Annotated in this window: 16 protein-coding genes; 9 read left to right on the top strand and 7 right to left on the bottom strand. The window is 66.5% G+C overall.

The window, feature by feature from the left end; genetic code table 11:
* Positions 1-32 precede the first annotated feature (32 nt).
* A complete protein-coding gene (locus CLD20_RS11905; protein WP_224406864.1) occupies positions 33-551 on the top strand; it encodes a hypothetical protein in 519 nt (172 codons plus the stop codon).
* Positions 552-556: 5 nt separating this feature from the next.
* Here CLD20_RS11905 and CLD20_RS11900 read toward each other — a convergent pair whose 3' ends face one another.
* Positions 557-847, bottom strand: coding sequence for a chorismate mutase (locus CLD20_RS11900; protein WP_224406863.1), 291 nt, complete (start codon positions 845-847; stop codon positions 557-559).
* Between the two features lie 296 nt (positions 848-1,143).
* Between CLD20_RS11900 and CLD20_RS11895 the strand changes: the two genes are divergently transcribed.
* Positions 1,144-1,683: a hypothetical protein gene (locus CLD20_RS11895; RefSeq protein ID WP_224406862.1), complete on the top strand. Its 540-nt coding sequence runs from the start codon at positions 1,144-1,146 to the stop codon at positions 1,681-1,683.
* Positions 1,683-2,198 (top strand): hypothetical protein, encoded by a 516-nt coding sequence (locus CLD20_RS11890; RefSeq protein ID WP_224406861.1) that lies wholly within the window; start codon positions 1,683-1,685, stop codon positions 2,196-2,198. The genes CLD20_RS11895 and CLD20_RS11890 overlap by 1 nt, the downstream gene beginning before the upstream one ends.
* 15 nt (positions 2,199-2,213) lie before the next feature.
* Here the strand turns inward: CLD20_RS11890 and CLD20_RS11885 are convergent, their stop codons facing one another.
* Positions 2,214-4,730, bottom strand: a complete 2,517-nt coding sequence (locus tag CLD20_RS11885) for an FAD-dependent oxidoreductase (protein WP_224406860.1) — start codon at positions 4,728-4,730, stop codon at positions 2,214-2,216.
* 290 nt (positions 4,731-5,020) lie between these two features.
* Here CLD20_RS11885 and CLD20_RS11880 point away from each other — a divergent pair, with 290 nt between their 5' ends.
* Both CLD20_RS11880 and CLD20_RS11875 read left to right on the top strand, forming a co-directional pair.
* Positions 5,021-5,356, top strand: coding sequence for an HU family DNA-binding protein (locus tag CLD20_RS11880; protein ID WP_224406859.1), 336 nt, complete (start codon positions 5,021-5,023; stop codon positions 5,354-5,356).
* 21 nt (positions 5,357-5,377) lie between these two features.
* On the top strand, positions 5,378-6,268 hold the full coding sequence (locus CLD20_RS11875) for a hypothetical protein (RefSeq protein ID WP_224406858.1): 891 nt from the start codon (positions 5,378-5,380) through the stop codon (positions 6,266-6,268).
* Between the two features lie 6 nt (positions 6,269-6,274).
* On the opposite strand, the gene CLD20_RS11870 is transcribed toward CLD20_RS11875, so the two are convergent.
* On the bottom strand, positions 6,275-6,715 hold the full coding sequence (locus CLD20_RS11870; RefSeq protein ID WP_224406857.1) for a hypothetical protein: 441 nt from the start codon (positions 6,713-6,715) through the stop codon (positions 6,275-6,277).
* Positions 6,716-6,819: 104 nt separating this feature from the next.
* On the opposite strand from CLD20_RS11870, the gene CLD20_RS11865 reads away from it, so the two are divergent.
* The 4 genes from CLD20_RS11865 (at position 6,820) to CLD20_RS11850 (ending at position 9,506) form a co-directional block, all read left to right on the top strand.
* On the top strand, positions 6,820-7,176 hold the full coding sequence (locus tag CLD20_RS11865) for a CidA/LrgA family protein (protein ID WP_224406856.1): 357 nt from the start codon (positions 6,820-6,822) through the stop codon (positions 7,174-7,176).
* Positions 7,163-7,888, top strand: a complete 726-nt coding sequence (locus CLD20_RS11860; RefSeq protein WP_224406855.1) for an LrgB family protein — start codon at positions 7,163-7,165, stop codon at positions 7,886-7,888. The genes CLD20_RS11865 and CLD20_RS11860 overlap by 14 nt, the downstream gene beginning before the upstream one ends.
* A gap of 13 nt (positions 7,889-7,901) precedes the next feature.
* A complete protein-coding gene (locus CLD20_RS11855) occupies positions 7,902-9,056 on the top strand; it encodes an amidohydrolase (protein ID WP_224406854.1) in 1,155 nt (384 codons plus the stop codon).
* Positions 9,057-9,152: 96 nt separating this feature from the next.
* A complete protein-coding gene (locus CLD20_RS11850; RefSeq protein WP_224406853.1) occupies positions 9,153-9,506 on the top strand; it encodes a hypothetical protein in 354 nt (117 codons plus the stop codon).
* Positions 9,507-9,972: 466 nt separating this feature from the next.
* On the opposite strand, the gene CLD20_RS11845 is transcribed toward CLD20_RS11850, so the two are convergent.
* From CLD20_RS11845 to CLD20_RS11830, 4 genes are all read right to left on the bottom strand, one after another.
* On the bottom strand, positions 9,973-10,578 hold the full coding sequence (locus CLD20_RS11845; RefSeq protein ID WP_224406852.1) for a hypothetical protein: 606 nt from the start codon (positions 10,576-10,578) through the stop codon (positions 9,973-9,975).
* Positions 10,579-10,682: 104 nt separating this feature from the next.
* Positions 10,683-11,384, bottom strand: a complete 702-nt coding sequence (locus CLD20_RS11840; protein WP_224406851.1) for a DUF938 domain-containing protein — start codon at positions 11,382-11,384, stop codon at positions 10,683-10,685.
* Between the two features lie 238 nt (positions 11,385-11,622).
* The gene (locus CLD20_RS11835) at positions 11,623-12,282 is read right to left on the bottom strand and encodes a class I SAM-dependent methyltransferase (RefSeq protein WP_224406850.1); all 660 of its coding nucleotides are present in this window, start codon (positions 12,280-12,282) and stop codon (positions 11,623-11,625) included.
* The gene (locus tag CLD20_RS11830; protein WP_224406849.1) at positions 12,279-13,208 is read right to left on the bottom strand and encodes a bifunctional methylenetetrahydrofolate dehydrogenase/methenyltetrahydrofolate cyclohydrolase; all 930 of its coding nucleotides are present in this window, start codon (positions 13,206-13,208) and stop codon (positions 12,279-12,281) included. The genes CLD20_RS11835 and CLD20_RS11830 overlap by 4 nt, the downstream gene beginning before the upstream one ends.
* Between the last annotated feature and the right edge of the window lie 145 nt (positions 13,209-13,353).

Below are 13,353 nucleotides of genomic sequence, written 5' to 3'. Positions count from 1 at the left end.
GTTCGCCGAGAAGGACAGGACGGAGGAGAAGAATGGCCAAAGGTCCCAAAGCACTGCTCGCGCGCGCGGGAGCGCTCATCGCGATCGCCCTTTCGCTCATGGCTGTGCCGGCGCTCGCCGACGATTTCGTGCCGGCCGCAGGAGGCTGGCAGACCTATGTGAATGCGCGCTACGGCACGCGGGTCGACTTCCCGGCCTCCGTCTTCACGCCAACGCCGCCGCCGGAAAACGGCGACGGGCGGCGCTTCAACGCCGCCGACGCGGCGATGGAGGTCTATTCCTTCCACAACACGATGGACGAGACGCCGGCCTCCCTGGAAGCACGGCTCACCGGCGGCAAGGGCTATCGCAACGTCACCTACAGCCCGCGGGGAAATTCCTGGCTCGTTCTCTCCGGCTTTCGCGGCGATACCATCTTCTACGAGAAATACTTCTTCCGCGGCGGCGTCATCTCTGGCTTCGGCATGGAGTTCCCGAAGGCGCGCAAGCCCTTCTACGCGCCGATGATCGAACGCATGGAAGACAGTTTCCGGGCCGGCAGGGCCGATTGATGCCGCTATCCGGCCTTTTCGGCATCGGCGTGCCGCAGCGCCCAGATTTCCTCTTCGTGGTCGATGCAGCGCTCGATCAGCTCGCGCCAGACGGGCTCTGCGATGCGCTGTGAGAGCCCCTGCTCTTCCGCCTCCGCCAGGACCTTTGCGACCACCTCCTCGATCCGCCACGGCAGGCGAACCTCCTGGGCGCGCGGCTTGATGCGCCCGGCCGCCTCGATATAGCGCTGACGCTCGGCCAGGAGCGTGACGAGAATCCGGTCCAGCCGGTCGATCTCGCTCCGCACCTCTTCCATAACGTGGCAATCTCCGGGCGGCGTCCGTGCGGTGGGGAAGGTCATGGGCGCGTCTCTATCGCGCGCGGGGAACGGCGGCAAACCGGTTTTTCGTCTCCTCCGGCCAACGGCGGCGAGGCGCCCTGCGCGCCGCGGCGCCCCCGCATCGGCGCCGGCAAGCAACAGCGTATCATCTCCAAGTATCTCGCCCGCATCGGCCGGGCAGAAATGGCGCTCACGCCGATTTATCTTGTGACGCCTTTTTGCATGACCTAGCGTGAGGCTCCGAAAGTTCTGGTTGAACTCGGGAGCTCGGCATGCATTTCGCCCGTCTCCAGGCCTTCCTCGCCACTTTCCTCCTCGCGCCCGGCTTGGCGCTTGCCCAGCAGGTGCCGGAGCAGCCACCCGCCCCGCCCGTTCTCAGCAATCCGGCACCCGCCGGCGGATCGGCGGTCACGCCCGCCTCGCGCCTCTTCGACTTCTTCGGCACCAAGACGCCCTACGAGTTCTGGCTGACGCTGTGCATCCTCGCCGCCGGCCTCATCTTCCTCGCCATGGCGATCTGGATCCTGAAACAGACCGATGGCGGCAAGGTCGAGCACGTGACGCGGGCGCTGACGATCATCCTCGTCATCATCGGGACGATGGTGCTGATCACCGCCGGCTACAACAACGAGCAGATCGCCCCGGCCTTCGGCCTCTTCGGCACCATCGTCGGCTATATTCTCGGCCGCTCGCAAACGCGCGAGGAAGAGCGCGACAGGCTGGAGCGGGAGCGGATCGCCCTGGAGCGGCAAGGGGCGCCGGGCGAACATGCGCGCGCCGAGCGGGTGCGCCCGGCCGCCGGAGAGCGATGATGCGCCGCCGTCTCGCATCGGCCGGCCTCCTTTTCCTTGCCGCGTTTGCCGGCCCTGCCGCCGCGCAGGAGGGGCCGCAGATCTACAACCAGGGCGTCACCCAGCCACGCGTGCCGCTGGGGCCGGGTCTCAGGCAGGAATTCAACGTCCAGTTCCCCAATACGGAGACGGTGAGCCAGCTTCCGGGCTATTCCGCCGCCCTGCCGCGCGAATTCACCACCCCGCAATGGGCAAGCTTCATCAGCGCCCGGGTGGGCGAGAGCGAGATCAGCATCTTCAGCCTCGCCGCGCAGAAGCTCGGCCTTGCCTGGTACGATCCGGGCGCGCGCAGCTGGCGGGTGGAGGAGGTCGCGCAGGGCAGCGTCACGCGCATCGTCTGCACCGCCTGCCAGGGCACCGTGCTCGTCAGCTTCAACGACGGCAGCCAGCAGCAGAGCTTCAACTTCCAGCTCGGCCGCCGCCTCATCCTGCAGGCGGAAAGTGGCCGCTGGACGCTGAAGCCCTTTGAAGGCTAGTGCGCCGCCTCTGCGCTACGCCCGCAGCCGTGCGTTTTCCGGATCGAAGGGGCTCTCCGCGATCACCCGGCCGCGCTTCTTCTCGCCGAGGATGGCGATATCCATCTCGGTCCCCTCGCCGCCATGCTCCGGCTTCACCATGGCGAGCGCCACCGATTTGCCGAGCCGCCAGCCAAAGCCGCCCGAGGTCGCCCGGCCGATGAGCTCGTCGGCGCCGGGCGAGAAGATCGCCTCGTTGCCGCGCGGATCGGCGTCGGTGATGCCGTCGACTTCAAGCGTGACGAACTTCCATTTGTCGCCCTCGCCGTGGCGCGCCACCAGCGCGTCGCGGCCGAGGAATTCGCCCTTGTTCGGATGCACGAAGCGGTCGAGGCCGCTCTCATAGGCCGAATATTCGATGGAGAGCTCTCGCGGGATGAGGCGGTAGCTCTTCTCCAGCCGCATGGAATCCATCGCCCTGATGCCGAAGGGCTTCAGGCCGAACGCCGCCCCCTCGCGGATCAGGAGATCGAAGATGGTGTTCTGCATCTCGATCGGGTGGTGCAGCTCCCAGCCGAGCTCGCCGACGAAATTGACGCGGAGCGCATGCGCCTGGGCGATGCCGACATTGACGAACTGGCCGGAAAGCCAGGGAAAGGCCTCGTTGGAAAGATCTGAATCCGTCAGCTTCTGGAGAAGCTCGCGCGAGCGCGGGCCGGCGAGCACCAGGACGCCATACTGCGTGGTGATCGGCCTCAGCCGCACCGAGCCGTCGAGCGGGCAGAGCTTGAAGAGCACGTCGTGGTCGTGCCGTTCGAAGGCGCCGGCCGAGACCAGATAGAAGCGGTCCTTCGCCCATTCGTAGACGGTGAATTCGGAGCGCACGCCGCCCGTCGGCGTCAACAGATGGCAGAGCGCGATGCGCCCGCGCTTTTTCGGGATGCGGTTGGCGAAGATGGCGTCGAGCCAGGCCCGCGCGCCGGGGCCGGAAACCTCCATCTTGGCGAAGGCCGACATGTCGAGAAGGCCGGCGCCGGCGGTCACCGCCTTCACCTCCTCGCCGACGAAGGGAAAATAGTTGGAGCGGCGGAAGGACCAGCGCTCGCGGATCCGCCCCGTCTGGTCGGCCGGCGGGTGGTTGTCGGCCGTCAGCGTGTCGTCGACGTCGAGGTCCTCCTCCGGCACCTCGTAATCCAGCGGGGCGAACCAGTTCGGTCGCTCCCAGCCGTAGACGGAGCCGAAGACGGCGCCGAGCGCGGCCATGCGGTCGTAGCAGGGCGCCCGCTTGAGGGGCCGCGCCGCGGCGCGCTCCTCGTCGGGATAGTGCAGCGTGAAGACGTTGGCGTAGGCTTCCTCGTTCTTCGCCTTCAGGTAGCCGCGGCTCGCATAGGGGCCGAAACGGCGCGGATCGACGCCCATCATGTCGATCGAAGGCTCGCCCTCCACGATCCATTCGGCGAGCTGCCAGCCGGCGCCGCCGGCCGCCGTGACGCCGAAGGAATGGCCCTCGTTCAGCCAGAAATTCTTCAGCTCCCAGGCCGGGCCCACCATCGGCGAGCCGTCCGGCGTATAGGCGATGGCACCGTTGTAGACCTTCTTGATGCCGACCTCGCCGAAATAGGGAACGCGCGTGATCGCCGTCTCGATATGCGGCATCAGCCGGTCGAGATCCTCCTGGAAGAGCTCGTATTCTGAATCCTTGTCGGGGCCGTCGACGTAGCAGACCGGCGCGCCGATCTCGTAGGGGCCCAGCAGGAGCCCGCCGGCCTCCTCGCGCATGTACCAGGAGCTGTCGGATTCCCTGAGCACACAGAGCTCCGCCCCGCCCTTCTTGCGGAATTCCTGGATCTCCGGCACCGCCTCGGTGACGATGTACTGGTGCTCGACCGGGATCACCGGAATGTCGAGGCCGACCATCTCGCCGGTCTTGCGCACGAAATTGCCGGTGGCGGAGACGACGTGCTCGGCGTTGATGTCGCCCTTGTCGGTCTTGACGATCCAGCTGTCGTCCGCCTGCTGCTCCAGCGCCAGAACCGTGGTGTTGCGGTTGATCTCCGCGCCGAGATTGCGCGCCCCGCGGGCGAGCGCCTGCGTCAGGTCGGCAGGCTGGATGTAGCCGTCCTCGGTGTGCTGGATGGCGCCGAGCAGGCCCTCGGTCTCCACATAGGGCCAGATCTGCGAGATCTCCTCGGGCCGCAGCACCTTGACGTCGATGCCGATCGTGCGGGCAACGCCGGCATAGTACATATACTCGTCCCAGCGGTCCTTGGTGCGCGCCAGCCGCACATTGGAGACCTTTCTGAAGCCGGTATCCATGCCGGTCTCCTCGGCCAGCTCCTGATAGAAGCGCACCGAGTATTTGTGGATCTGGCCGACCGAGTAGCTCATGTTGAAGAGCGGCAGCAGACCCGCCGCGTGCCAGGTGGAGCCGGAAGTCAGCTCGCGCCGCTCGATGAGCGCCACGTCCGACCAGCCCTTCTTCGCCAGATGGTAGAGCGTTGCGACGCCGACGACGCCACCTCCGACCACGACCACGCGCGCCTTGTCTCTCATCGCCCTCTCCCGCTCCGGCTCACGGACGGCTATCCGTTACCCGCTCATATCGGGCGCGGCGTGCCTCTCATGGCCGAGCGGCGACATGGCGCTCTCCATGTGCGGCATGAAGCCGGCCCGGCCTGTGGCCCGATGCGCCCGGCCGCACCCGGCCGACAAGTCTCCGCCGCGGCGAAGACACGCCGGATGCGCGTCTGCGCAAGAATAACGGCACCCCTCTTCTGGCGATATCGGCGATTTTCTGCAATCATCTCCGAAAAATGCCTTTTGCCGGCCGGGGAGACGCTCAGATGAACAAGAAAGACCTGATCGCGCAGGTCTCGCAAAGGACCGGCCTCGCCCCCACAATTGCCGGCGATGTCGTCGATGCCCTTCTCGGGCAGATTCACGATGCCCTGCGCGCCGGCGAGACCGTGCGCATCCAGAACTTCGGAACCTTCACGGTGAAGTCGCGGGCGGCCCGGACCGGCCGCAATCCGCGCACCGGCGAGTTGCTGCGGGTCCCCGCCTCAAGGACCGTCGGGCTGATTCCGTCGGAGCGCATGCGGGCGGCGCTCGCCGGCGATCCGACCATCCCGCCTCCGAAGAAGAAAAAGAAGCGCAAGGGCGCAAGCTCCACCAACTAGCCGGCGCGAGGCGAGCAACCCATGTTCGGCAAGCTTCCCGACCTCATCGACAAGAATTTCTTCATCGGCTTCTTCCTGCCGGCCGCGCTGCTGATGGGAGGAGTCTATCTCTGCCTCGACGCCTTCGGCAGGCTCCCGGCCGCGATGGAAGTGAAGACGGTCGATGATTTCCTCGGCGCGACCATCGTCGCGGCGATCGTCTGGCTTGTCGCCATCCTGCTACTGGCGCTGAATCGGCCATTGACCCGCTTCACCGAAGGCTATGCGCCCTACCCGTTCCCTTTCCGCAAGGCGGCCCTCAAGGGCGCTTTCCGCGACTGGCAGGCGCGTGCCGAGGCCGACGAGAAAGGCGGTATCGCGCGCGGCTTCGTCGCCCGTTTTCCGAGCCAGGAGGACGACGTGCTGGCGACGCGCTTCGGCAACGCCTATCGCGCCATCGAGGTGCATTCGCGAGACCTCTACGGCTTCGATGCGATCCCGGCCTGGTCCCGCCTCCAGGCCGTGATGCCGCCGGAATTCCTCGCGCGGCTCGACGAGGCGAAGGCGCAGCTCGACTTCTGCCTCAATCTGCTGTGGTCGGCCGCCGGCGTCGGGCTGCTCTATCTCGGCCTCGCCCTGTGGCAGCGGGCATGGCCGGATGTCTGGCTTCTCGGCCTTGCCCTCGCTCTGGTGCCGCTCGCCTATTTCATGGCGCGGGACGCCCTCGTCCAGTACGGCGAATACGTGAAGGCCGCCTTCGACCTCTTCCGCCGCGAGCTTGCCGAACAACTCGGCTTCGAGTTGCCGGCGAGCGCGGAGAGCGAAAGGCAGATGTGGTGGCTGTGGAGCCAGCAGGCGATCTACCGCAGCGGCGATCTCGGGGAAGAGCTCGATCGCTTCCGCAAAAAGCCGAAACCACCGGAGCGGCGCTGAACCCGCCTACTCCGCCACGCCGATATGGACCCGCTCGCTCTCCGCCCCCGAGGAGACTTCCACCTGCTCGTATTCGCGAAGGCCCACTTCCTGGCTGAACTTGAAGGGCATGTCGGTCAGCTCCTGGGCGCAGACCTGCTCCTCCGAGCCGCGCGCCGTCACCACCTTGACCTTCAGCACCGCGCCCGCGCCGCCCGTTTCGCTGTCGGCCTCGCCGACCGCCTCGGCGGTGGCGACATGGCAGGGATCGGGCGCCGTCACGATGCCGCGCACCAGAAGCGTCGCCGGCGAGGGGTCGGGCGTATCCTGCAGCACCGCCGTGACGTTCTTCAGCCCGCCGACATGCGACGTCTCGCCAAGCACCTTCTCGGCGAAGGCGCTCGCCGGCAGGACCCAGAGGGCGAGGGCGAGCGGCGCGCCGGCCAGAAGGCTCGCTGCAATCTTCATGTCTTTCTCCACTCCTGCGGCACGGCGCGTGACATCGCCTCGGCCGGTGCCCTAAACCCCCCACAACTCCCATGGCAAATGCCCCGGCGATCGCGGAAGTTCCGATGCTCTTCTACCTCACCCTCATCCTTTCCTGTCAGCTCCTCGGCGAGCTCTTCGTCGCCGCCACCGGCCTGCCCGTACCCGGCCCGGTCGTCGGCATGCTCATTCTCTTCGCCGGCCTCACTATCCGCGGCAACGTGCCGGACGGGCTCGCCATGGTCGCCGATGCGCTCCTTTCGCATCTTTCGCTGCTCTTCGTGCCAGCGGGCGTCGGGGTGATCGTGCATTTCGCCCTGATCGGCACGGAGGCGGTGCCGATCTCCGTGGCGCTCGTCGCCTCCACGCTCCTCACCATCGCCGTCACGGCGGCCGCGATGGTCCTCTTCACCCGCATGCGGGGCGACGATGGTTCCCAGTAGCCTGCACGAGATCTGGGTCTACCTGGCGGCGAGCCCGCTGCTCGCCCTGACGCTGACGCTGATCGCCTACCAGATCGGCGCCTTCCTCTACCGGCGCGCCGGCATGAATCCGCTCCTCAACCCGGTGATGATCGCCGTCCTCCTGCTCGTCGGCATCCTTCTCGTCACCGGCACGAGCTACCAGACCTATTTCGAGGGCGCGCAGTTCGTGCATTTCCTCCTCGGCCCGGCCACCGTCGCGCTCGCCATCCCGCTCTATCGCCAGCTCCGCCATATCCGCCGCTCCGGCGCGGCGATCGGCGCCGCCCTCCTCCTCGGCTCGCTGACGGCCGCGGCAAGCGCCATCGGCATCGCCTGGGCGCTCGGGGCAAGCACGGAGGTCGTCGTCTCCATCGCGCCGAAATCGGTGACGGCGCCCGTCGCCATGGGCATTTCCAAGGAGCTCGGCGGGCTGCCCTCGCTGACGGCCGTTCTCGTCATCCTGACGGGCATCATCGGCGCGGCGCTCGGGCCCCCGCTCCTCAATCTCCTCAGGATCCGCGACATGCGCGCCCGCGGCCTTGCCATGGGCACCGCCTCGCACGGCATCGGCACGGCGCGCGCCCTGCAGGTGAGCGAGGTCGCCGGCGCCTTTGCCGGCCTTGCCATGGGCCTCAACGCGCTCGCCACGGCGCTGCTGCTGCCGCTCCTGTGGAAGCTCGTCTTCGGATGAGCGAGGAAAGGCCATGCTGACCAATTCCGACATCGAAGAGCTGACCGGCTTCCGCCGCGCCCTCCACGCCGCGCCGGAAATCTCCGGCGAGGAGGAAAGGACCGCCGCAACGGTGAAATCCTTCCTGTCCGGGACTTCGCCGGACAATGTCCTCGAAGGTCTCGGCGGCCACGGCCTCGCCTTTCTCTATGCCGGCGCCGAGCCCGGCCCGACGGTGATGTTCCGCTGCGAGCTCGACGCCCTGCCGATCGCCGAAATCTCGGCCGCGCCGCATCGCTCCGCCGTTCCCGGCAAGGGGCATCTTTGCGGCCATGACGGGCACATGGCGATCCTGGCCGGCCTCGCCCGCCTCCTTTCCCGAAAGCGCCCGAAGCGCGGCCGCGCCATCCTCCTCTTCCAGCCCGCCGAGGAGACCGGCGCCGGCGCCGCCGCCATCCTCGCCGATCCGCGCTATGCGCAGATCGCGCCCGATTTCGCCTTCGCCCTGCACAATTTCCCGGGGCTGAAGCTCGGCGAGGTGGCCCTGAAGGATGGCCCTTCCGCCTGCGCCTCGCGCGGCATGCGCGTCTCCCTCACCGGCAAGACCGCCCATGCCTCCATGCCCGCCACCGGCATCTCGCCGGTCACCGCCCTCGCCCGCCTCCTGCCGGCGCTGACGGGACTCGGCGCCCCGCACGATGAGGCCCTGGAATTGTCGGACGATTTTTCCCTCGTCACCGTCACCCATGCGGAAATGGGCGAGCGCGCCTTCGGCATTTCGCCCGGCCATGCCGAGATCTGGGCGACCTTGCGCACCCTGCGCGACGGGACGATGGCCGACCTCGTCGCCCGCGCCGAAAAGCGGGTGGCGGACGAGGCGACCGCCGCCGGGCTTTCGCACGAGATCGCCTACGCCGACGTCTTCCACCATTGCGAGAACCATCCCGAAGCGGTGGCGCATCTCCGCCACGCGCTCGATGCCGAAAAGATCCGGCACTTTCCCGGCGCGCCGATGCGGGCTTCAGAAGATTTCGGCCGCTTCGGCACCGGCGCCAGGGCCGCGCTCCTCTTTCTCGGCGCGGGCGAGGATCATCCCGCGCTCCACAATCCCGACTACGATTTCCCGGACGACCTCATCGCCATCGGCACGCGCATCTTCTGGCGCACGGCAAGGGATTTGCTGGCGTGACGAGGCGCCGATGCGCGTTGCGCCCGCCGCCGAGAAAGACGAACCGCGCGAACAGTGGCAGAGCCGCACCCACCGCGAAGGATGGAAGAGCTTTTCTTGCGCCTCCTGTCCGCCACCCACGAAAGGCCCGGCGTCGCTCTCACGGTCGTCTCCGGCGAGATCCATCTCGCCACCCGCGGCACGCTCGTGGCGAAGAAGAGGGCGCTGCACCAACTCGTCGTCTCCGGCATCACCCATCCGCCGCCGAAAGCCTGGGCGCTCTCCCTCTCCGCCCTCGCCCGCCTCGGCGAGGCGCCGCTGAAAGACCACCCGATCCGCCTCCATCCCCCTCCCCAGCCGCGCCGCGGCCTATACGGCGGAGCGCAATTTTCTCATGCTGGAGCGAAGGGGAGAAAGGTGGGAGACCTTTTGGAGCTGGAGAGCGGGGCTACGGGACGGATGGGGATGTAAGAGCTAGCCACGAACGGGAACATCCGCTCTGTGAGTAGGCTCATAGAGAAAGCCCTTTGGCACCCAATCTATTAATATATACTCTTATTGTATTTCAGCTCAATATGTATCATTGACGAATATAATTGAATTTGCTGTTCTCCATTTTTGAAGTGGAGGCTGGGGCGATGGTAGCTAGGGTTCGTGAGCGAGATTTGGTCATTCCGGCGTTGCGTGCAGCTGCAGCAGCGCCAAATGGTGAGATTAGGACAAGCGACCTTATCGACGTCCTCACTGAAGAATTTGCGCCTGAGGGCCGAGACGCAGAGATCCTTGAGGGTCGCCACGACACTTACTTCAGCCAGAAAGTTCGCAACCTTGTCTCGCATCGAGAGTCGCAAACGAGCATGTTCACTAAGGGCTATGCGACTTATCATTCAGCGAGCGAGTCAATCCGCATCACTGACGAAGGCCTTGCCTTCTTAGATCAGGTACCTACGGAGTAGCGAGCCTTGTAGCCTGGCGGGAACCACTTTAGTTCGGTCCCTGTCGAAGCGTCTTTGTCCCAAACGAACCAAGCATAGGCAGTGGTACCAGAACCCTTCCGCTCCACGCCCGACGGGTAGAATGTGATGCGTTCGCTAAAAACCCAAACTCGAGAGGGCGGACAGCGGGAGAAGATTGTGCGCTGGCGGTTCGCACCCTCAAGGAATGCAAGGCGTAGAAGCAATGCAAACTTCCGGCGCGCGTGCTTTAGGCCGCTTGCGACAAAACCTTCCGCGCAGTTGTAGGGAGGGTTGGTGACGATGTTGTCTGCGGTCCGTGCCGGGTCGAGAAAATCGATTCCTGGCTCGCCGTACCCCCGCCGATAGAGATCGGAGCTGAAAGTAGACGGATTTGCGTCTTCCAAGACACGAGACATCGCCCCGTCGCCACAGGCGCACTCCCACAAGTCTCCTTTAAACGCTTCATTGTCCACAAGCGCAAAGGTCGCCCAAGGGGGAGTAGGAAAGAAGTCCGGCCCATCCAGATCAGCAAAGCGCTTGAGCGTTGGCTTAAGGCCTCCGTTCAGATTGTACGTCGCGTCTGGCATCGCTCTCTCCTTGGGAGAAAGATAACGGAATCATATGGTTAAAGAAGCGTTAAATTGCCTCGGGTTGACCTTCTGACTTGCCAAATTCCAAACGATCAATCAGCCTAACGGGGCAAAGCCTTAGAAGGCCAATGCGCTCTTCGTTCACGTGAATTCCCGAACACCAGCACATTGTTCCCCGCCGGCATGTCCTTCACGGCTTCGAGCCGCATGCCGGCGTCCCCGGCCAGCCTCTCCAGCTCCGAGATATCCCGGACGCCCCATACCGGGTTCGCCCGCTTCAGGCTCTCGTCGAAGGCGGCGTTGCCCTCGCTCATCGCCCCGTCCCGCGCAAAAGGGCCGTAGACGAACAGAAACCCGTTCGGCACGAGGTTTTTCGCCGCCCCGGCGATCAGCGCCTCGGAAACGTCCCAGGGCGCAATGTGCAGGACGTTGATGGCGATCACCGCCTGCAGCGCCGCCGGCGGATGGCCGGGGGCGTTCAGCCGCCAGGGCTCGCGCACGTCGAGCGAGAAAGGCGCGCGCAGATTGGCGAGCCTTTCGGTCTCCGCCCAGGCGGCGATGCTCTTCCTGTGCGCGGGGTCGGGATCGGAGGGCCAGAAGGCGAGATCCGGAAAGGCGCGGGCAAAGCCCAGCGCATGCTGGCCGGAGCCGGCGCCGATCTCCAGCACATGTCCCGTGCGCCCTTCCAGATAGGGCGCCAGCACGGCGCGGAGCGGCAGATGGTTGCGGTGGTAGGAGGCTGTGTCGAGCCGGCCGCCCGAAAGACCCTTGCTGTTCGCGCGTCCCGGCGAAAAATCCGTCATGCGCGCAAGCTAGGCGGGCGCCGAACGACCCGCCAGCGTCTTTAAGTAGAAGAGGTTTCTGGGGCGCGTACGGCAAGAGAGAGGCGGACGCGGCGCGAAGGCAGAAGCCAGTTCGTCCCCTCCCCCGCTTGCGGGGGGAGGGACAGGGAGGGGGGTCGCTCCCGCGTCGACGAGAGCGCGGAGACGCCCCTCTCCTAACCCCTCCCCGCAAGGGGGAGGGGAATCCCGCCTTGCCTGGTCAGCTCGCCAGTCGCGCCAGCCAGACCGTGTAGCCGCCGCATTCAGGATCTTCCGGCACGTAGCGGACGACCTCGAAGCCGTTTTCGGCAAGCAGGTCGCGGTATTCCTCGGGCGCAAGGCTCGCATGGTAGAGTTTTTCGCCCTCGAACGTGCCGATCCGCGCGCCGGCCTCCGGTCCGGCGGTGAAGAGAAGCGCCCCGCCCGGGCGAAGATGGCCGGCGAAGCGGGCAAACATCTTGCGCTGCGCGCCCGGCGTCAGGAAGAAGAAGCTCCCCCAGGCGAGAATGCCGGCAAAGCGCCGTGCAAGCGCCAGTTCTCGCATGTCGCCCTGGATCCACTCGGCGTGCGGAAAGCGCTCCCGCGCCAGCGCCAGCAGCGCCGGCGAGGTGTCGAGGCCGGTCAGCCGGCAGCCCTTCTCGATCAGGTAGCCGGCGATCGGCTCGCCCATGCCGCAGCCGAGGTCGAGCACGTCGCGCGCCTCCGGCAGGGCAACGAAAAACCGCTCCAGCCAGCCGCGCTCGAAAAGGGCGCGGCTTCTCTGCGCGTCGAAGGCGCGCGCGTGGCGGCGGTAGATGCCGACGACGTTCGAGGCGAGCTCTTCCTCGTCCTTCTCGCCTTCGCCATCGCCTCCGGGGGCGCCTCCGGGGGTGCTGCTCACCTCTTCAGCACCGCCTCGCCGATCTCCGGCTTTCCCGCCGCGCGCGAGGCGGCGATCAGCGTGTTGGCCATCAGCATGGCGATGGTCATCAGGCCGACGCCGCCCGGCACCGGCGTGATGGCGCCCGCCACCTTCGCGGCGCTGTCGAAATCGACGTCGCCGACGAGCCGCGTCTTGCCCTCGCCGCGCTCCGGCGCCGGAATGCGGTTGATGCCGACATCGATGACGGTGGCGCCCTTCTTCACCCAGTCGCCGGTGATCATCCGCTCGCGCCCGACGGCGGCGACGAGAATGTCCGCCCGGCGGCAGACCTCGGCAAGGTCGCGGGTCCTAGAATGGGCGATCGTCACCGTGCAGTTTTCGGCGAGCAGCAGATGCGCCACCGGCTTGCCGACGATGTTGGAGCGGCCGACGACGACGGCATTCAGCCCCGAAAGATCGTCGCCCAGCGCTTTTTTCGCCATGACGAGGCAGCCCGCCGGCGTGCAGGAGACGAGCGCGTCGGAGCGCGCGCCGGAGACGAGCCGGCCGATATTGACCGGCGAGAGGCCGTCGACGTCCTTGTCCGGCGAGATGGCGTTGATCACCGCCTTTTCCGAAATGTGCTTGGGCAGCGGCAACTGGGCGAGGATGCCGTGGATCTTCGGCTCGGCGTTTAGGCGGGCAATGAGCGCCAGAAGCTCTTCCTCGCCGGTCTCTTCCGGCAGGCGGTAGGTCTCGGAGAGGAAGCCGCATTCCTCCGCTTTCAGCCCCTTGTTGCGCACATAGACCTGGCTTGCCGGGTCCTCGCCGACGATGACGACGGCAAGGCCGGGCTTGACGCCCGTCTCGGCCTGAAGCGCCTCGCGGCCCTCCCTCACCCTGCCGATCACCTCCGCGGCGGTCGTCTTTCCGTCGATGATGCGCGCTGTCGCGGCCTCGGCCATATGGTTCTCCTGGAATCGTTCGCCCGCCTTCTAGCGGCCATCCCATAGCAGGCCAATCATCGCTCGTGCGTCGAAACGCGACGCATCAGGGACAGCCCTGCGAACTCGCCCGCCCCACCTTGGCCCCAGGGGGCGGCGAACGCTA

It is taken from the genome of Afifella sp. IM 167 (assembly GCF_020144925.1).
Lineage (GTDB): Bacteria > Pseudomonadota > Alphaproteobacteria > Rhizobiales > Afifellaceae > Afifella.
This window is presented reverse-complemented; position numbering and strand designations above follow the sequence as displayed.